Here is a 17,614-nt window from a genome sequence, read left to right on the forward strand (position 1 = left end):
CTCCTACGCCTCGGCACAGAGCCGCCGCGTATCAGTACCGCTGGTGTCAGTACCGCTGGTGTCAGTACCGCACCGCTAGTCGCTGCTGTTGAGGATCGCGATCAGCCGCAGGAACTCCAGGTACAGCCAGACCAGCGTCAGCGTGAGGCCGAAGGCCGCGAACCACGCCTCCTCGCGCGGGGCGCCGTAGGCGACACCGTCCTCGACCTGCTTGAAGTCCAGGGCGAGGAAGCAGGCGCCGAGAATGACGCCGATGACACCGAAGACGATGCCGAGGCCGCCGCTGCGCAGGCCGAGGCCGTCACCGCCGCCGAAGACCGCGAACAGCAGGTTCACCATCATCAGCAGCACGAAGCCGAGCGAGGCCGCCATCACGAAGCCGACGAAGCGGCGGTTGACGCGGATCCAGCCGGCCTTGTAGGCCACCAGCACGGCGGCGAAGGTCGCCATCGTGCCGATCACCGCCTGCATGGCCGCGCCGTCGGCGATGCGGTTGTCCACGACGCTGGAGACGACGCCGAGGAAGACACCCTCGAACGCCGCGTAGGTCAGGATCAGCGCCGGCTTGGGCGTCCGCTTGAACGACTGGACCAGCGCCAGCACCATGCCGATCAGGGCGGCGCCGATGGCGATGCCGTACGACCGCGAGATGTTGGCGTCGTCGACCGGCAGCAGCGCCCAGGAGAGCGCGGCGGTGACGATGAGCACGCCGAGCGTGCTTCCCGTCCGCAGGACCACGTCGTCGATCGTCATCCGGCCGGTGGTGGCCGGGGCCTGCGGCGGCGCGCCGTGCTGCAGGTCGCCCTGTGCGTACGGGTTCTGCGCGTAGGGATTCTGCGCGTACGGGTTGCCGGTCTGCTGGGCGTGCGGTCCGCCCTGCGTGGCTACGGCGGGTCCCCCGGCCTGCGGCGCGGTGTTGAAGCCCGCGTAGCCGTTGTCGCGGCTGAACCCCCGTCGCGAGAAGACCGGGTTTCTGCTCCTCATTTCACTCCTCCATGGCCACCCTGAGTGGCCTTGGCTCAAGAGTAATGGAACGGCAAAAGATTGACCCTAGTGCCTGGGGAGGATCTTTCCCTACCCGTGATGCGCAACACGCTACGCCCCTCAGTGATTCCCCTCACGGCGGAGGCCGCCGAAAGGCCCCCGCGTCATTCCAGGGGGAAGCCGGTGTACGCCTCGGCGAGGTCGGTCTCGGCGGCGCGGGAGGCGGCGATCCGCTCCAGGCGGGCGAGCTGGAGGCGGCCGTCGAAGGCGGTGTCGTCGGGGGCGCGGTGGAGCAGGGTCGTCATGTCGTAGGAGAACCGCTCGGCCTGCCAGACCCGGCGCAGGCAGGTGGCGGAGTAGGCGTCGAGCAGTTCCTCGGAGCCGGTCTCCCGCCGGTGGGTGAGGGCGCGGGCGAAGGTGACGACGTCGCCGACGGCGAGGTTGAGGCCCTTGGCGCCGGTGGGCGGCACGATGTGGGCGGCGTCACCGGCGAGGAAGAGCCGGCCGTGCCGCATGGGCTCATGGACGTAGGAGCGCATCGGGGTGACGGACTTCTGGGTGATCGGGCCGCGGGCCAGCGTCCAGTCGTCGTCGGTCTCGAAGCGGCGTTCCAGTTCATCCCAGATCTCCTCGTCGCTCCACGCCTGGGCGTCCGTGCCCTCGGGCACCTGGAGGTAGAGGCGGGAGACGGACGGGGAGCGCATGGAGAGCAGGGCGAAGCCGCGCTCGTGGCGGGCGTAGACCAGCTCGTCGTGGGAGGGGGCGACGTCGGCGAGGATGCCGAGCCAGCCGAAGGGGTAGCCGCGCTCGAAGGTGCGGCTCAGGCCGGCCGGGACGGCACCCCGGGCCACACCCCAGAAACCGTCGCAGCCGACGACGTAATCGCACTCCAGGACGTCCTCGGCGCCCTGGTGCCGGAAGCGCACGCGGGGGTGGTCGGTCTCGGCGCCCTCGACGGCGAGCGCCTCCGCCTCGAAGAGCAGCGGGCCGCCGTCCTTGAGCTGGAGGGCTATGAGGTCCTTGCAGACCTCGGTCTGGGCGTAGACCATCACGGACCGGCCGCCGGTGCGGGCCGGGAAGTCCACGCGGTGCCGGCGCCGGCCGAAGCGCAGCTCGATGCCGTCGTGGGGCAGCCCCTCGCGGTCCATACGGTCGGCGGCCCCGGCCGCGCGCAGCACGTCCACCGTCCCCTGTTCGAGGATTCCGGCGCGCTGCCGGTGCTCGACGTACTCCCGGTCGCGGCTCTCCAGGACGACCGAGTCGATCCCGGCGTGATGGAGCAGCCGGGCGAGCAGGAGTCCGGCGGGGCCGGCTCCGATGATGCCGACGGTGGTGCGCATCGGTCGTTCCCTTCGATTGGCGTCATTGCCGGTGGGGTGACTGAGTCACTGCGTTCGCCTGGTGAAATTTCTTTCACTGATTGATTCGCTGACGTGAGTTTCCGGCGGCGTACGCCCGCTGTCAACGGTTGTGCGTCTCTTCCGGGTGAACGCACACCGTTCGCGCCGGTGGGCCGGTGCGGTGGTGGGAGCCTCGGGACGTCGTCAGCGAAGGCCCGGTCCGCGCACCGGTGCCCGCGGCGTCACCCCGTCCCTGACCCGATCAAGGAGCCTTTGTGCGTATCCGACGTCTGGTGACCAGCACCCTCGCCGCCACCGCCCTCGTGTTCACCTCCCTGGGCACGGTGGCCGTCACCGCCACCCCCGCGGGCGCCGCCGCCCCGTGCGGTTTCTACAAGACCGGCTCCGACGCCTACTACCGTCACTGCACCTCGGACGGTTCCCGCGTCGTCATCAAGGTCCGCGTCGCCAAGGCGTCCGACTACGAGCGCTGCGTCGCCCCGGGCACCACCTGGCTCGGCGCGGCGGGCAAGATCCAGGGCGCCCACTACGCGGGCCGCACCTGCTGACGGACGCCCCTCCCCGGACCCCGGCCCTCGGCCCCCGGACTCCGGACCTCGGACCTCGGGGCACAGGCGTACGACTTCGCCTGTGCCCCCGTTCCACGCTCTGCGCTCTGCGCTAGCCGAAGAGGTAGGTCACGGTCAGGGCCGGGAACACCGGGTGCAAGTAGCGCCAGTCCAGCGCGATGTTGCGCAGTGCCTCCGTGACAGCCGCGGGCAGATCACCGACCGCCACAAGATCCTGGCGGAGGAAGTCGGACCCATGGCGAAGCGCGCCGTCTCCGGTCCTGCGGCCCAGGAGACCGAGGTCGAGCGCTTCCAAGGGCCTGTGTGCCGGGCAGGGGGACACGTGCAGTTCGATGGGCGGCGTGGGCAGGGCCGTTGTCCCCAACAGGGCCTCGGTGAGGGCGGGCAGGGCATCGTGCACCAGGGCGCGAACCGCTTCGTAGCACGCCTGGACCCATAGACCACCTGGGATCGGTCCCCCCTTGGGCCAGAAGAACAGATCGACGAAGACTTCGAGGCTCGTGCCCCCGCCGGCCACGGAAGCCGTGCACTCCATGCGCAGGGCTGGGTACGGAGTCCGCAGGACCAGACGGAGCCCGTGCCCCGCGCTGAGCCGGACGAACCCCGCGTGCCCGTGCTCGGGGTCGATGTCCCAGGCGCTGGGCAGGGCGTCCGAAGTCACCTGCTCCGCCAGGAACTCCATCCTTCGGCTGAGTCCACGCCTTCCTTCACCGTCCGACGTGCGGAGAGCCTGGATCAGTGTGTCGACCGCCGGCCCGTGCAGTCTGGGCCGAGTGGCACCCGGACGCAGGGGCAGTGCGGTGGCGGCACGGATCACCACATCCGGAAGATGGTCACTGAAGGCCTGACGGCCCTCGATTCCCCCCTTGTCCGGCGCGAACCGCGGTTGGCTGGAGTAGTCGTGCACCGGCGCGCCGGCGGCGGCCTGCTGGAACAGCAGTTGCACCAGCCGGCGGTCGGCGATCGCGTTGCGTCCGTCGAGCCGCACGCGGACCGCGCCCTGGTGGAGCAGCGGCCGGGGTGCGGTGTCGGGGTCGACTCGCACTATGAGCAGCAGGTACTCGTCGACCGTGACCGGAATGACCTCGGGTGTCCACCATGGCGGGTCGAGCGTGGTGGCCATCTTGGTGACGAGACGGTCCTTGTCCATCGGCCGGACGCCCACCAGAACGCCGGGCAGGTTCTTGTCCTGCGCCCGGGCGTCCACTCCGATCAGGACGAGGCCACCGCAGGTATTGGCCATCGCCGCGACGGTGTCCACCGTGGCGTCGATGGTGCGCTTGTAGTCGACGGTGAAGCTCTCCTCCAGCTCCAACAGTGTTGGCGACCAGTTCCGTGACGACGAGAGCCGCGGTGTCGACGAGGTCAACTCCTCGACGAGCCGATCACCGTGACCACCCGCCACGTCCGCCGATGGATGCGGGAAAGTCCGCCTCCCACCCCGCGCGCCCGGACATGGCGCGTCCTTCACGCGAGGTTCGGAATCGACCCCGTCGAGCTCGGGTTCCTCAGCCCTCCGCCCGGTGCCACCGTGAGGAGCACAGCACTCCTCGCACAGGAAGGCACCTCCGTGCACCGACGGGATCGCCGGTGCTCCAGTCGCTCATCGCCTCCCGCGAGGCGCGCGCGCTGTCCCTCATGCGAGACGACGCCGGCGCGCGCCGCCTCTCCGAGTCGATGCGCCTGGTCGAGCGCGACGGCCGCGGACGCCCCTCCCCGGACTGGGCAGCCTTCCACGGTCACCCGGAACTCGACTACGCGCAGGGTCTCCTCCACACCGAGTCGGGCCATCACGGGCGGGCGGTCGTCTTCCTCCGGGCCGCTCTCGACCACTTAGATCGGACCTACGGCCGCAACCGGGCCCTGTACCGGCTGACTCTCGCGCGCAGCCTCGTCAACGCGGGGGAAGTCGACGAGGGCGGCGCACAGGCCGTCGCCAGTCTCAAGCACCTGGACGAGGTCGAGTCGGGCCGGGTACTGCGTCGGCTGACCGAGGTGGTCGACCTCCTCGGCGGAGCCGACGCCATCAGCGCTCGGGACGCCGCCGCCGAGCTGACCGAGTACGTCCAGGAGAGGGGAATCGCATGACGTCCGCGGTGACCTACCCCCGCTACGAGGGCCCGGAGGCCGCAACCGAACTCGCCTCGTTCGTCTCGGCCTACGAGGAGGTCTACGTCGAGCCGCCGTACCGCGAGGGTCCACGCGAGGTCGCCGACTTCGTCGAGCACTACGCCGTACAGGCCCGGCGCCCCGGGATGCGCCTGGTCCTGGCACGCAGCGGGCACGAAGTGGTCGGCTTCACCTACGGCTACCTCCTCGCGGCCGACACCCGATGGTGGGACAACCTCCAGGACATGAAGATCCCCGAAGACGTCGCCCGCGAGGACGGCCGACGCACCTTCGTGATCATCGAGTTGGCTGTCCGCGAGCCGTGGCGCCGACGTGGCATCGCCTGTGCGCTCCACGACCTCCTTCTCGACGGCGTCCGCACCGAGCGGGTCACCCTGACCGTCCGGCCCGAGCCCGAGGCCGAGCCCGCACCGCCGCGTACCTGGCTTGGGGGTACGGCCGGGTCGGGACGTCGCGGCCCGGGGAGGAAGCTCCCCTGTACGACTGTATGGTCCGCCCGCCGCTGGCCTAGACCCTGCCCGACCTCACTGTCAGAGACCGTCCCCGGTACTGCGGGTACGACGCCGCCCAACCGCTTCCGCGGGTCGGCGTCGGTGAACGAGAAGGTGCCCGGAGCCGGACTCGAACCGGCACGCCCGCGAAGGGGCAGCGAGGTTTAAGCTCGCCGTGTCTGCATTCCACCATCCGGGCAGGCCAAGGGCGCCGCGTCCAGGCCCCGACCCTATCGGGAGGCGTCCCCCGAACAGCGGCGGGCGGTGCGATGTTGTCTTATTTTATTGATGTCTGAGTGAGCATCAGCAACCTGCGGTCGTGGTCCGCACCTGCCAACAGCCTTGCGGGCGAGTGTCCACCGCGTATACGGAATGACGGAATTTCACCGTACGAACGAGGTCGCTCCACCGGTTCTCTACGCACCCCGGCCCCGCCCCCGGACCACCGCGTCGGAGGCAGGGTCCGCCCTCATCCCCAGGTATGACACGGGACCGCCCCGTCCGACCCGAGTCGCCCCTCACAACCGGAGCAACGGCTGACTACACCGCGCCCCGCGGCCGGAACGATGGACCGGGCAAGACAGCACCCCCCTCGTAGCCCCCCTCGTAGACCCCTCTCGTAGCACCCCCCTCGTCCGACAGGAGCGCCTCTCCCATGACCACCGCACCCCTCGCCGACCGGTCCACCGCCACCGTGGCCGCGCGGGCCACGGAGCTGTCGAAGATCTACGGTCAGGGCGAGACACAGGTGGTCGCCCTGGACCGGGTCTCCGTCGACTTCCCGCGCGCCCAGTTCACCGCGATCATGGGCCCCTCCGGCTCCGGCAAGTCCACGCTGATGCACTGTGTGGCCGGGCTGGACACCTTCTCCTCCGGGTCCGTCCGCATCGGTGACACCGAGCTGGGCTCCCTCAAGGACAAGCAGCTCACCCGGTTGCGCCGGGACAAGATCGGCTTCATCTTCCAGGCGTTCAACCTGCTGCCGACCCTGACGGCCCTGGAGAACATCACGCTGCCGATGGACATCGCGGGCCGCAAGCCGGACAAGGAGTGGCTCCAGACCGTGATCGGGATGGTGGGGCTGTCCGACCGGCTCGGCCACCGGCCCTCGCAGCTCTCCGGCGGCCAGCAGCAACGCGTCGCGGTCGCCCGCGCGTTGGCCTCCCGGCCGGACATCGTCTTCGGCGACGAGCCGACCGGCAACCTCGACTCGCGCTCGGGCGCCGAGGTACTGGGCTTCCTGCGCAACTCCGTGCGGGAGCTGGGGCAGACGGTGGTGATGGTGACCCACGACCCGGTGGCGGCGGCCTACGCGGACCGGGTGGTCTTCCTCGCCGACGGGCGGATCGTCGACGAGCTGTACGGGCCGACGGCGGACAGCGTCCTGGACCGCATGAAGCGGTTCGACACCAAGGTCCGTACGAGCTGACGCACTGGTCCCCGGGCTCCGGACCCAGCCCCGGACCCGGACCCGACCCCGGATCTGGCCCCCTTGGCCGGCGTCACCCCGCCGGGCCTCTTCCCCGCCCCCGCCCCCGCTCCCCCTCCGCCGTACGTCTGGACTGAGAACCCCCATGTTCCGTACCGCCTTGCGCAACGTCTTCGCGCACAAGGCCAGGCTGTTGATGACCGTGCTCGCCGTGCTGCTCGGCGTGGCGTTCGTCTCCGGCACCCTGGTCTTCACCAACACCATCTCCGGTGCCTACCAGCGCAGTTCCGCCAAGGGCTTCGACCAGGTCGACGTCGCCGTGCAGCCGAAGTACCGGGAGGCGCGGGGCGACAAGGTCGGCGAGGAGGCCGAGCTGACCGACGCCCTGCTGGAGAAGAGCGCGCAGGTGCCCGGCGCCGCCTCCGCGATCGGCGTCGTGCGGGGCTTCACCGCGCTGGCCGGCAAGGACGGCAAGCTCGTCGGCGAGGGCTTCGGCTCGCAGGGCGGCAATTACTGGGGCACCGCCGACCCCCGCTACCCGCTGACCGACGGCCGCGCCCCGAAGGGCGAGGGCGAGATACTCATCGACTCCCGGACCGCCGAGCGCACCGGCTACGGCGTCGGCGACACCGTACGGCTGTCGGTCGACGGGCCGGTCCTCACCCCCCGGATCAGCGGCGTGTTCCGCACCGACGACGGCAGCGTCGCGGCCGGCGGCAGCCTCGCCCTGTTCGACACCGCGACCGCGCGGAAGCTGTTCGGCGCGGGCGGCAAGAGCGGTGAGACCGGCAGGAGCGGTAAGCGCGGCGACACCGGTACGTACGACGAGATCGACGTGCGGGCGAAGGACGGTGTCACCCAGGCCGCCCTGCGGGCCGAACTGGTCGAGGCCCTTCCGAAGAACCTGGTCGAGACCACCACCGGGCAGGAGCTGGCCGACGACCAGGCGGAGCTGATCTCCGCCCAGATGAGCGGCATGCGGCAGGGGCTGCTGGTCTTCGCCGGCATCGCGCTCTTCGTCGGCACGTTCATCATCGCCAACACCTTCACCATGCTGGTCGCCCAGCGCACCAAGGAACTGGCGCTGCTGCGTGCGGTCGGCGCCTCCCGCCGGCAGGTCACCCGGTCGATGCTGATCGAGGCGTTCACGGTCGGCCTGGTCGCCGCCGTCACCGGCCTCCTCGCGGGCATCGGCATCGGCGCCGGGCTGCGCGTCCTGATGGGCGCCCTGGACGCGCCGGTGCCGGACGGGCCACTGGTCGTCACACCGGGCACGGTGGCCGCGGCCCTCGCGGTCGGTGTCCTGATCACCATGCTGGCGGCCTGGCTGCCGGCCCGCCGGGCGGCGAAGATCCCGCCGGTGGCGGCCATGAGCAGCCTGCACGCCAAGGCGACGACCAGGTCGCTGGTACTGCGCAACACCCTCGGCGCGCTCCTGTCGGCGGCCGGTGCCGCGGTGGTCGTCGTGGCGACGACGATGAACCGCTCCGACGGGCAGGCCCCGATGGTCCTGGGCGCGGTGCTGCTGATCGTCGGCGTGTTCGTCCTGACCCCGCTGCTCTCCCGCCCGCTGATCGCCGCCGCGGCCCCGGTCCTGCGCCTCTTCGGGGTCGCCGGCCGGCTCGCCCGGCAGAACTCGGTGCGCAACCCGCGCCGCACCGCCGCCACCGCCTCGGCGCTGATGATCGGCCTGACGCTGATCACCGGCCTGACGGTGCTGGCGGGCAGCGCGCAGCGGTCCATCGACAAGATGGCCTCGGCCTCGATCAAGGCCGACTACGTGGTCTCCATGGCCAACGGCAACTCGCTCTCCCCGGACGTCGCCCGGAAACTGGAACGGGTCGACGGCGTCACCGCCCTCAGCCCGCTGCGCGACGCCCTCTCCCGGATCGAGGGCGAGACCGAGTACCTGTCCGGGGTGAACGGCGCCACCATCGGGGGGCTGACCGACCTGAAGCTCGACTCCGGCTCGTTCCGGGTGGGCGGCACGGACGTCGTCGTGGACGACGCCACCGCCGACGCGCACGGCTGGCGGCCGGGTACGTCCTTCACCGTCGCCTACGAGGACGGGAAGAAGCAGCGGCTGACGGTCGCCGGGGTCTACGAGGGCAACGACCTGCTGAGCGGGATCATGCTCGACACCGCGGCCCTCGCCCCGCACCAGAGCGACCCGGCCGACACGCGGGTGCTGGTCAAGACGTCCGGCGGCGCCTCCGACACGGTCCAGGACAAGCTGGAGAAGGCCCTCGGCAGCAACCCGGCGATCGCGGTCCAGGACAAGCAGGACCTCTCCCATCAGATCGCCCAGATGTTCACGCTGATGCTGAACATGCTCTACGGCCTGCTGGCGATGGCGGTGATCGTGGCGGTGCTCGGTGTCGTCAACACGCTGGCCATGTCGGTCTTCGAGCGCTCCCAGGAGATCGGCATGCTGCGGGCGATCGGCCTGGAACGCCGGGGCGTCAAGCGGATGGTTCGTCTGGAGTCGCTGGTGATCGCGCTGTTCGGCGGCGTGCTCGGCATCGGTCTGGGCGTGTTCTTCGGCTGGGCGGCCGGTGAGCTGATCGGGACGGCGATGCCGACGTACGAGCTGGTCCTGCCGTGGGGCCGGATGGCGGTCTTCCTGCTGCTGGCCGCGGCGGTCGGGGTACTCGCCGCACTGTGGCCGGCCCGCCGCGCGGCGAGCCTCAACATGCTCCAGGCGATCAAGACGGAGTAGCGGCGGGCGGCGGGCGGCGGGCGGCCGCGCGAGGCACTCGGGGCCCCGCTCCCTGCGAGGGGGGCGGGGCCCCGAGGCGTGCGGTGCAGCGGGGTCAGTTCCAGGTGCGGGTGCGCAGCGGCAGGCCCGAACCGCCGGACTCGGGGGTCTTCACGGCGAGGACCTGGTTGACGCCGATGCGGTTGTGTTCGAACGCGAGCGCGGAGGCGGCCATGTACAGCCGCCAGACGCGGGCGCGCCCGGGGCTGACGAGCCGCGTCGCCCGGTCCCAGCCGGCCTCCAGGTTGACGACCCAGCGGCGCAGGGTGTGCGCGTAGTGCTCGCGGATCGCCTCGACGTCGCGCACCTCGAACCCGGCGCGCTCCAACTGGGCGACGGTGGTGCCGACGGGGGCCAGTTCGCCGTCGGGGAAGACGTAGGCGTCGATGAACGCGTCCACGTGGTACGCCGACTCGTCGCGATGCGGGCGGCGGGCGATCTGGTGGTTGAGCAGCCGTCCGCCGGGCTTGAGCAGGGCGTACAGGTCGCCGGCGTACTCCAGGTACTTCTCGGCGCCGACGTGCTCGGCCATGCCGATGGAGGAGATCGCGTCGAAGGGCCCGTCGGTGACGTCGCGGTAGTCCTGGACGCGGATCTCGACCCGGTCGGTGAGCCCCTCGTCGGCGACGCGCTTACGGGCGTAGGCGGCCTGCTCCTGGGAGAGGGTGATGCCGACGACGCTGACACCGTGGTCGCGGGCGGCGTGGACGGCCATGGAACCCCAGCCGCAGCCGACGTCGAGCAGGCGCTGGCCCGGTCGCAGGGCGAGCTTGCGGCTGACCAGCTCCAGCTTGTCGTGCTGGGCGGTCTCCAGGGTGGCGCCCTCGGCCTCGGGGGCCGGCCAGTAGGCGCAGGAGTAGACCATGGAGGGGCCGAGGACCAGCTCGTAGAAGTCGTTGCCGACGTCGTAGTGGTGGCTGATGGCGCGCTTGTCGGTGCGGCGGGTGTGCAGGTGGCCGCGGCTGCGGCGGATCTCCTCGGCCGGCCGGGCGGGCGGCAGCGGCGGTCCGGCCAGCTTGACCAGGCCGCGGACGGCGGCGCGCACCTCGGGATCGCGCAGCGCCTGGGCGAGGCTACGGGCGTCCTCGCCGCGTTCCCAGACCAGCCCGGAGATCTGGTCCAGGGCGGCGTAGAGGTCGCCCTCGATGTCCAGTTCACCGGCCACCCAGGCGCGGGCCAGGCCGAGCTCGCCCGGTTTGAAGAGCAAGCGGCGCAGAGCGCGGCGGTCGCGTACGACGAGCGTGGGCGCCCCCGGCGGGCCGGCCTCGGAGCCGTCCCAAGCGCGGATGCGGACCGGGAGCGGAACCCCCAGCACCTGTTCGACGAGGCTCTTCAGCCGCAGTGCGGCGTCTGCCATGGCGCACACCTCCGTAAGACCGGATGTTCCCTGAACACGTAAACACCAGGAGGCACATCGCGCAGTCCCGCATTGGGGTTACGACTGGGCAAAATAGTTGTACACGGCACGCAGTTGATCGCCACCGTCCGCGCACGGCGAAGGGGCCGCCCGCACCACGGATGGCGGGCGGCCCCTTCGAGGGCTGCTGAGGTCAGGACGGGTGGCCGTCAGGACGGCGTGGCCACCAGGATGACGTAGCCGACAGGATGACGTGACCGTCAGGATGACATGACCGTCAGGATGCCTTGGCCTTCTCCTCGGCCTTCTCGGTCTTCTCCTCGGCCTTCGGCGCGGCGGCGACCGGGGCCGGCTTGGCGGCCTCGTAGAACTCCTCGCGCGGCGTCTCGACGGCGCCGAGCGAGACGACCTCGCGCTTGAGGAACATGCCGAGCGTCCAGTCGGCGAAGACGCGGACCTTCCGGTTCCACGTCGGCATCGCCATGCCGTGGTAGGCGCGGTGCATGTACCAGGCGAGACGGCCCTTGAGCTTGATCTTCATCTTGCCCATGACGATCATCGCGACGCCCTTGTGCAGACCGAGGCCCGCGACCGCGCCCTTGTTGGCGTGGCTGTACTCCTTCTGCGGGAAGCCCCGCATGCCGGAGACGACGTTGTCGCCGAGGACCTTGGCCTGGCGCAGCGCGTGCTGGGCGTTGGGCGGGCACCAGGCGTTCGGGTTGCCGGCCTTGCGGCCGACCAGGTCCGGGACCTGGGCGTTGTCGCCCGCGGCCCAGATGTAGTCGGTGCCCTGCACCTGGAGGGTGGCGGCGGTGTCGACGTGGCCGCGCGGGCCGAGCGGCAGGCCGAAGCGGGTCAGCGCCGGGTTGGGCTTGACGCCCGCGGTCCACACGATGGTGCTGGAGTCGACCTCCAGGCCGTTCTTCAGCACGACGTGGCCGTCGACGCAGGAGTCCATGGAGGTCGAGAGGTAGATCTCGACGCCGCGGCCCTCAAGGTGCTCCTTGCCGTACGTGCCGAGCTTCGGACCCACCTCGGGGAGGATCTTGTCGGCGGCGTCGACGAGGATGAACCGCATGTCCTCGCGGGAGACGTTCGTGTAGTACTTGGCCGCGTCCCGGGCCATGTCCTCGACCTCACCGACGGTCTCCGCACCGGCGAACCCGCCGCCGATGAAGACGAAGGTGAGCGCCTTGCGGCGGATCTCCTCGTCCGTGGTGGAGTCGGCCTTGTCGAGCTGCTCCAGGACGTGGTTGCGCAGGCCGATGGCCTCCTCCACACCCTTCATGCCGATGCCCTGCTCGGCGAGGCCGGGGATCGGGAAGGTGCGGGAGACCGCGCCCATCGCGATCACCAGGTAGTCGAAGGGCAGCTCGTACGCCTCGCCCGTGAGGGGGGCGATCGTGGCGACCTTGCGGTCCTGGTCGATGGTGGTGACCCGGCCGGTGAGGACCTCCGCCTTGGGGAGCACGCGTCGCAGGGGGACGACGACGTGCCGCGGGGAGATGTTGCCGGCGGCGGTTTCGGGGAGGAAGGGCTGGTAGGTCATGTACGACCGGGGGTCGACGACCGTGACGGTCGCCTCTCCGTAACGCATCTTCTTCTGAATGCGTCGAGCCGCGTACAGGCCTACGTACCCACCGCCTACTACGAGGATCCTGGGACGCTCCGTGGTGCTCATGGGATCGAGTATCCACCCGCCCCAGGGGGGTCGTTCGTGCGCCCCTTCACAAGCTCCTGTAAGGGTCGTGTTACACTCCTCCGCTCGCGTGACCGAGGTCATGGTGCGGAGCGGGAACCACGGTGCGGTGCACGCCGTTGTCAATGCCGCGTGAGCTGCCCATCCGACCGCTCCGCGGCGTCGGACCGCCCTCGTCCACGGTCGCCGGAAGCGCTCCGCACGGCCCCCTCCTGAACGTGTTCAAAGGGCAGTTGAGACCTCAAAAGGGTCAACGCGGCGCCGTTTGTCGTCCGCGGCGGCCCAATCTCTTGTGAAGAACTTCACGAAGTTTTCCGCGCGGGCCGTCCGAAGATCCCCCGACGGCGCCCCGCGACCCCCTCCGGGCCGCTCATACGTTCCCCGACCTGCTCATTGGTCGAGCCGCGCGGTGGCCGTCGACCGCTCGGCACGGAGCCGTCACCGCCTCCCCGGCCACCCCTTTCATTACCTTTGTCCCGGCGGACCCGCGCACGAACCGGCCCGCACGCAGCCCGCACCCAGAGAGGGGTGGCATGAGTCCGCACCGCCGCACGACGGGGCTGCTGTCCCACGTCCCGGAGCGGGAGCCGCTCGCACTGCCGGGCTGGGCGTCCTGGACGCCCCCGGCGCTGACCGCGCTGGCCTTCGTCACGGACTTCCTCACCCCGCCGGGGGTGAGCGGCAACGCGCTGCTGATCCTCAGCTCGATGACGGCGGCCTGCGTGTACCCGCTCGCGGGGGTGCTGCTGCTCACGGCCGTCAACAGCAGCGCCGGCCTGGTCTTCCTGCTCCTGCGGCACCTGCCCGCCCAGGGCGGACCCGCCGTCATCGACTACTTCGCCCTGCTCGCGCTGGTCCTGGCCACCGTCCCGCTCTGCCAGCTCCGGCTCTTCCTGGACCGGCGGCTGCGGGACACCCGGCGGGCCGCGGAGTACGCCCAGCGGGCCGTGCTGCCGCCGGTACGGGCCTGGTTCGGCCGCACCTGGATCGCCGTACGGTACGAGGCGGCCTCCCACGCGGCGGCCGTGGGCGGCGACCTGTACGCGGCCGAGGAGACCCCGTACGGAATGCGGGTGCTCATCGGCGACGTACGCGGCAAGGGGCTGGACGCGATCCCGGCCGTCGCGGCGCTGGTGGGCAGCTTCCGGGAGGCGGCGCACCACACCTCGACGCTGCCGCTGCTCGCCCACCACCTGGACGAGGCGGTGGCCCGCCACACCCGGGACCTGGCCGCCGTGCGGGCCGGGGGCGCGTCGCCGGGCGAGCAGTTCATCACCGCCGCCGTGGTGGAACTCCCCCCGGCCGGCGGCGAGGTCCGCCTGCTGAGCCGCGGCCACTGTCCCGCCTTCCTCGCCACCGAGGAGGGGGTGGAGCAGTGGGAGCCGGCGGACCCCGGGCTGCCGCTCGGACTGGGCGAGCTGGACCCGGGCCCCTGGAGCCCCGAGAGCCGCCCCTTCGCCCCCGGCGACCTACTGCTCCTGTGCACCGACGGACTGCTGGAGGCCCGCGACGCCGACGGCGTCTTCTACTCCCCGCTCGACGGCCTGCGGTCCTGCTGGCGCCAGGGCCCGCCGACCGTGGTGGAGACCCAGGCCACACTGGTGCACCGGCACGCGGGGGGTCTGCTGGGGGACGACCTGGCGCTGATCGCGGTCACGGTGTCGGAGGCAAACCCTGCCCCGCCCGCCGACACGGTCCCGGACCTCGGGCCGGAGTGACCGGCGATCGGGTCGACCGATCACTGCGACGCGGATCCTGCACCGCTCTGCTCGACGCGCCTGGGCTGGTTCGGGGAGATCCGCTGGTCTGCGTCAAAAGCCCCGCTCAATGACTGAGGCGCTCCCGCCGTTGACACAGCGCCCCCGCCACAGCCGCGCCTGGCCGTGGCGGGGGGGGCTTCGCGTTCTGACAGCCGGCCTACGCCTCGAACTCACCCGTCCGGATGCCGGTCACCAGACTGACCAGACTCGCGCGCGAGAGCAGGAGCGCGGGCCCGGACATGCTCTTGCTGTCCCGCACCGCGACCGTCTCTCCGTCAACGATGCCGCACTCGACGCAGTCGGACTGCGTACCGCTGGCTGACGACTTCCACCATGTGACGGGCAGGGTCGACGAGTCCTCAACGTGGGCCATGTTCATCCCATATCTGTTCGATGCGTTCTGCGGACTGCTCGACCGACAGCGCCGCCGCGCGAAGTCGCTCGAACGCGTCCCGGTACATGCCGACCTGCTCGCCGTCCTCGACATACAGAGCAGAGGTCAAGCTCTCCACATGCACCACGTCGAGGTCGGCGTAGTTCTCGAACCCGAGGACCGAGTACGAACCCATCTGCCCGACGTGGGGCGGGGAGTCCGACGGCAACACCTGAATCGTCACGTTCGGCCGGCGTCCACGGTTGAGCAGGCGTCCGAGTTGGTCGCGCATGACGTCCTCGCCGACGCACCGCGTACGCAAGGCGCCCTCAGCGATGATCGCCCACAGGGTCAACGGAGACTCACGGGTGAGCACGACCTGTCGCGCGAGGCGCACCTCGACCAGCGCGTCGACCTTTTCCTCCACCGCTTCCGACATGCCGATCGAGGTCATGAGCTCACGGGCATACTCGCCGGTCTGGAGCAGACCCGGGATCACGCCCATCTGCCACGTGCGGACCGACGTCGCCTCAGCCTCCAAGCTGATCAGATCCTCGTACGCCGGCGACAGTACGCCCCGGTACGACTGCCACCACCCGCGCCTCGCTCCCTCGCGGGTGAGTGCGAGCAGCGCCGTACGAAGTGCACGACACGCGGCGCAGAAGCCCACGCCAAAAGGCGGAGTCGGGCGAGCGAGCGCGCGGACGCGGCCTCCGCATCGTCGACGAACTGGTGGCCCGGTGGGGCACGGACGACAGGCCGTTCGGCAAAGCCGTATGGGTGGAGTGGGAGCGATGACCCATGGCCAGCCCATGATCCGGGCCGTGCCCGGCCCCGGGTTCGCCGCTGGGCGCACCGTGTCGACGTGGATGCATACCGGCGGACTCACCAACCCGATGGCATACGTTCTGATCGGCCACGCACCACCGCGGCGCCCTGACCTGACGTGCGCATCGGCCGAGGCCGGCCTGATGGGCATGGTGAACGCGATGCGGTTACGGCCGGCCGCCGAGCGTGTGCCGATCATTGGCGCCCGCCTGATCATTCGCGGGCCCTACGTCGCCCTCGACTACGGGCATCCCCACTTCTTCATGCGGTTCCCGGTCCCCCGGCCCGGGGTGGCGTAGGCACGTCGAAGCGGGTGGGCCGGTCTGCTTGACGATCGGCCTCGACCCCATACCGCCCGGCGCCGGGCCGAACGCCGTCGAGGCGTACCTCGCCCGAGTCGCGCGCCGTGCTCTCAGCAGGCTGTGAGTACGTCAGCGCAACGCGTCGATCGCCCGCACAATCAGCGTGCGAGCGTCCGCGCCGTACACCGCCATGCCGCGCAACTGCTCGAACGCCTTGAGGTACAGGGCGATCTCCGACGGCTGCGTGACGTTCACCTGCGCCGACAGCAACTCGACCGACACGAGGGCGTCATCGTAGATGTGGAACACCTCCGGTGCCCACAGGGCCCGTTCGGGATTCGCCCTGGGGATGACGCCGAGCGACACCGAGGGAAGCGCGCCGGCCGTCAGGAGGTAACCCAATTGTGCGGCCATCGCGTCCTGGTCACCCAACTGGTAATAGAGGGAACCCTCTTCCATCAAGAGGACGAATCGGCGCCCCTGCTCGTGAATGATTTGAGATCGTTCGAGCCGTGCGGCCGCTGCCTGATCGGCGTCGTCCGGTACGTCGAGCAACCGTGCGTTGCTGCTGAGCAGAGCGCGCGCGTAGCCCTCGGTCTGGAGCAGGCCGGGGACCAGCGTCGGTGAGTAGACCCGGAAGAGCCGCGTGGCCCGGAACAACTGTATGTAGCTGCTCTGCAGGTGCCGCAGGCCAAGACGAACCCGCCGGCTCCACTCGGTGTACAGCGTCTCCGCATTGAGTGAGGCCGCGACCAGGTCCTCAGCGCACTCCGGCACCCCGCAGACAGCGCACCACCGTCGGATGTCGGTAGGTGAGGGCGGCGTTCTGGCGTTCTCGATACGGGACGTCTTGGCATGGTGCCAGCCGCAACCGGCGGCCAGCTCGACGACCGTCAGACCGGCGTCCTTACGAAGGTCTCGCAGTCGGCCCGCGACGCCCTCGCGGGCGGCTTGGGCCGAGGAGGACGGAGATATGGGCATGAGCCGGCCTGTCCGGTACTTCCTGTCAGAGGATCTCGTACTGATCGTGCGGGGCCGCGCGGACCCATACTGCTTCGAACGCGTCTACGCACTGTTTCACGAGGTGCGGCTCGGTCCGCAGTTCGAGGGGCGGGTCGGCCCACTCTCCGAGACCGGTGAAGTGGTTGAACAAGACGCGAGCACCGTCGAAGATCCACAGGTCGCAACCGGGCACCATGAGGTCGCAGGCCAGGCGGCGCGGTAGCCATCGGACCTCTTCGCCCGCATGCACGTTGACGCCGGTCGCCTCGTGCTCGTAGCGGATGTAGTCAGTGACGGGTTCGGACACGATGCGGGCGCGTCGCACCTCGACTCCGCGCGCCCTTGCCCGCGCGATCAGGTCGACCCAGGGCGCCCAGTAGGCGGAACCAGGGTCCACGTCACGTTCGCCCGTCGCCTTCCAGTGCTCAAAATCCGCGGACTCGTCACCGACGCCGTACACGTCGCGCATCTCCAGATGCACCGCTGAGTGCCGCGCGGCTTCGAGCAGGTCGTTGAAGCGCAGCTCGTCGTTCTGCGGCATCGCAAGCCTCCCTCAATAGCGGCACAAGGT

General features: G+C 70.5%; 15 protein-coding genes, 1 tRNA gene and 1 pseudogene. 7 read left to right on the forward strand and 10 right to left on the reverse strand.

Annotated elements, in window-relative coordinates; translation table 11 throughout:
* Positions 1-75: 75 nt before the first annotated feature.
* On the reverse strand, positions 76-984 hold the full coding sequence (locus ABEB00_RS18790) for a Bax inhibitor-1/YccA family protein (protein ID WP_345620967.1): 909 nt from the start codon (positions 982-984) through the stop codon (positions 76-78).
* A 164-nt stretch (positions 985-1,148) separates the two neighbouring features.
* The gene (locus tag ABEB00_RS18795; RefSeq protein ID WP_345620968.1) at positions 1,149-2,324 is read right to left on the reverse strand and encodes a 4-hydroxybenzoate 3-monooxygenase; all 1,176 of its coding nucleotides are present in this window, start codon (positions 2,322-2,324) and stop codon (positions 1,149-1,151) included.
* A 275-nt stretch (positions 2,325-2,599) separates the two neighbouring features.
* On the opposite strand from ABEB00_RS18795, the gene ABEB00_RS18800 reads away from it, so the two are divergent.
* Positions 2,600-2,893 carry a DUF6355 family natural product biosynthesis protein gene (locus ABEB00_RS18800; RefSeq protein ID WP_345620969.1) on the forward strand — a complete coding sequence of 98 codons (294 nt, stop codon included), beginning with the start codon at positions 2,600-2,602 and terminating at the stop codon, positions 2,891-2,893.
* A gap of 112 nt (positions 2,894-3,005) precedes the next feature.
* Here the strand turns inward: ABEB00_RS18800 and ABEB00_RS18805 are convergent, their stop codons facing one another.
* On the reverse strand, positions 3,006-4,229 hold the full coding sequence (locus ABEB00_RS18805) for an AlbA family DNA-binding domain-containing protein (protein ID WP_345620970.1): 1,224 nt from the start codon (positions 4,227-4,229) through the stop codon (positions 3,006-3,008).
* A gap of 275 nt (positions 4,230-4,504) precedes the next feature.
* On the opposite strand from ABEB00_RS18805, the gene ABEB00_RS18810 reads away from it, so the two are divergent.
* Together ABEB00_RS18810 and ABEB00_RS18815 are read left to right on the forward strand one after the other, a co-directional pair.
* Positions 4,505-5,002 carry an NsdA family TPR-like regulatory protein gene (locus ABEB00_RS18810; protein ID WP_345620972.1) on the forward strand — a complete coding sequence of 166 codons (498 nt, stop codon included), beginning with the start codon at positions 4,505-4,507 and terminating at the stop codon, positions 5,000-5,002.
* Positions 4,999-5,555 (forward strand): annotated as a pseudogene (locus ABEB00_RS18815) (GNAT family N-acetyltransferase). The gene ABEB00_RS18810 and the pseudogene ABEB00_RS18815 overlap by 4 nt, the downstream one beginning before the upstream one ends.
* A 95-nt stretch (positions 5,556-5,650) precedes the next feature.
* On the opposite strand, the gene ABEB00_RS18820 reads toward ABEB00_RS18815, so the two are convergent.
* A tRNA-Leu gene (locus ABEB00_RS18820) sits at positions 5,651-5,734 on the reverse strand.
* Positions 5,735-6,190: 456 nt separating this feature from the next.
* On the opposite strand from ABEB00_RS18820, the gene ABEB00_RS18825 reads away from it, so the two are divergent.
* Both ABEB00_RS18825 and ABEB00_RS18830 read left to right on the forward strand, forming a co-directional pair.
* Positions 6,191-6,964 (forward strand): ABC transporter ATP-binding protein, encoded by a 774-nt coding sequence (locus tag ABEB00_RS18825; RefSeq protein WP_345620973.1) that lies wholly within the window; start codon positions 6,191-6,193, stop codon positions 6,962-6,964.
* 145 nt (positions 6,965-7,109) lie between these two features.
* Positions 7,110-9,683 carry an ABC transporter permease gene (locus tag ABEB00_RS18830; protein ID WP_345620975.1) on the forward strand — a complete coding sequence of 858 codons (2,574 nt, stop codon included), beginning with the start codon at positions 7,110-7,112 and terminating at the stop codon, positions 9,681-9,683.
* Between the two features lie 94 nt (positions 9,684-9,777).
* Here ABEB00_RS18830 and ABEB00_RS18835 read toward each other — a convergent pair whose 3' ends face one another.
* Positions 9,778-11,079, reverse strand: coding sequence for a class I SAM-dependent methyltransferase (locus ABEB00_RS18835; RefSeq protein ID WP_345620977.1), 1,302 nt, complete (start codon positions 11,077-11,079; stop codon positions 9,778-9,780).
* A 277-nt stretch (positions 11,080-11,356) separates the two neighbouring features.
* Positions 11,357-12,760 carry an NAD(P)/FAD-dependent oxidoreductase gene (locus tag ABEB00_RS18840; RefSeq protein WP_345620978.1) on the reverse strand — a complete coding sequence of 468 codons (1,404 nt, stop codon included), beginning with the start codon at positions 12,758-12,760 and terminating at the stop codon, positions 11,357-11,359.
* A gap of 551 nt (positions 12,761-13,311) precedes the next feature.
* Here ABEB00_RS18840 and ABEB00_RS18845 point away from each other — a divergent pair.
* Entirely contained in the window at positions 13,312-14,496 is a 1,185-nt protein-coding gene (locus ABEB00_RS18845; RefSeq protein WP_345620979.1) for a PP2C family protein-serine/threonine phosphatase, read from the forward strand.
* Positions 14,497-14,695: 199 nt separating this feature from the next.
* Here ABEB00_RS18845 and ABEB00_RS18850 read toward each other — a convergent pair whose 3' ends face one another.
* Together ABEB00_RS18850 and ABEB00_RS18855 are read right to left on the reverse strand one after the other, a co-directional pair.
* Entirely contained in the window at positions 14,696-14,911 is a 216-nt protein-coding gene (locus tag ABEB00_RS18850; protein ID WP_345620980.1) for a DUF397 domain-containing protein, read from the reverse strand.
* Positions 14,898-15,725, reverse strand: a complete 828-nt coding sequence (locus ABEB00_RS18855; protein ID WP_425586523.1) for a DUF5753 domain-containing protein — start codon at positions 15,723-15,725, stop codon at positions 14,898-14,900. Before ABEB00_RS18855 ends, ABEB00_RS18850 begins: the two co-directional genes overlap by 14 nt.
* Between ABEB00_RS18855 and ABEB00_RS18860 the strand changes: the two genes are divergently transcribed.
* Positions 15,706-16,038 (forward strand): hypothetical protein, encoded by a 333-nt coding sequence (locus tag ABEB00_RS18860; RefSeq protein ID WP_345620983.1) that lies wholly within the window; start codon positions 15,706-15,708, stop codon positions 16,036-16,038. The two genes, ABEB00_RS18855 and ABEB00_RS18860, sit on opposite strands and share 20 nt — an antisense overlap.
* A 132-nt stretch (positions 16,039-16,170) precedes the next feature.
* Here the strand turns inward: ABEB00_RS18860 and ABEB00_RS18865 are convergent, their stop codons facing one another.
* Both ABEB00_RS18865 and ABEB00_RS18870 read right to left on the reverse strand, forming a co-directional pair.
* Positions 16,171-17,022 carry a helix-turn-helix domain-containing protein gene (locus tag ABEB00_RS18865; RefSeq protein WP_345620984.1) on the reverse strand — a complete coding sequence of 284 codons (852 nt, stop codon included), beginning with the start codon at positions 17,020-17,022 and terminating at the stop codon, positions 16,171-16,173.
* Between the two features lie 25 nt (positions 17,023-17,047).
* Positions 17,048-17,584: a DUF6879 family protein gene (locus tag ABEB00_RS18870; RefSeq protein WP_345620986.1), complete on the reverse strand. Its 537-nt coding sequence runs from the start codon at positions 17,582-17,584 to the stop codon at positions 17,048-17,050.
* Positions 17,585-17,614 lie beyond the last annotated feature (30 nt).

It is taken from the genome of Streptomyces ziwulingensis (genome assembly GCF_039542605.1).
Lineage (GTDB): Bacteria > Actinomycetota > Actinomycetes > Streptomycetales > Streptomycetaceae > Streptomyces > Streptomyces ziwulingensis.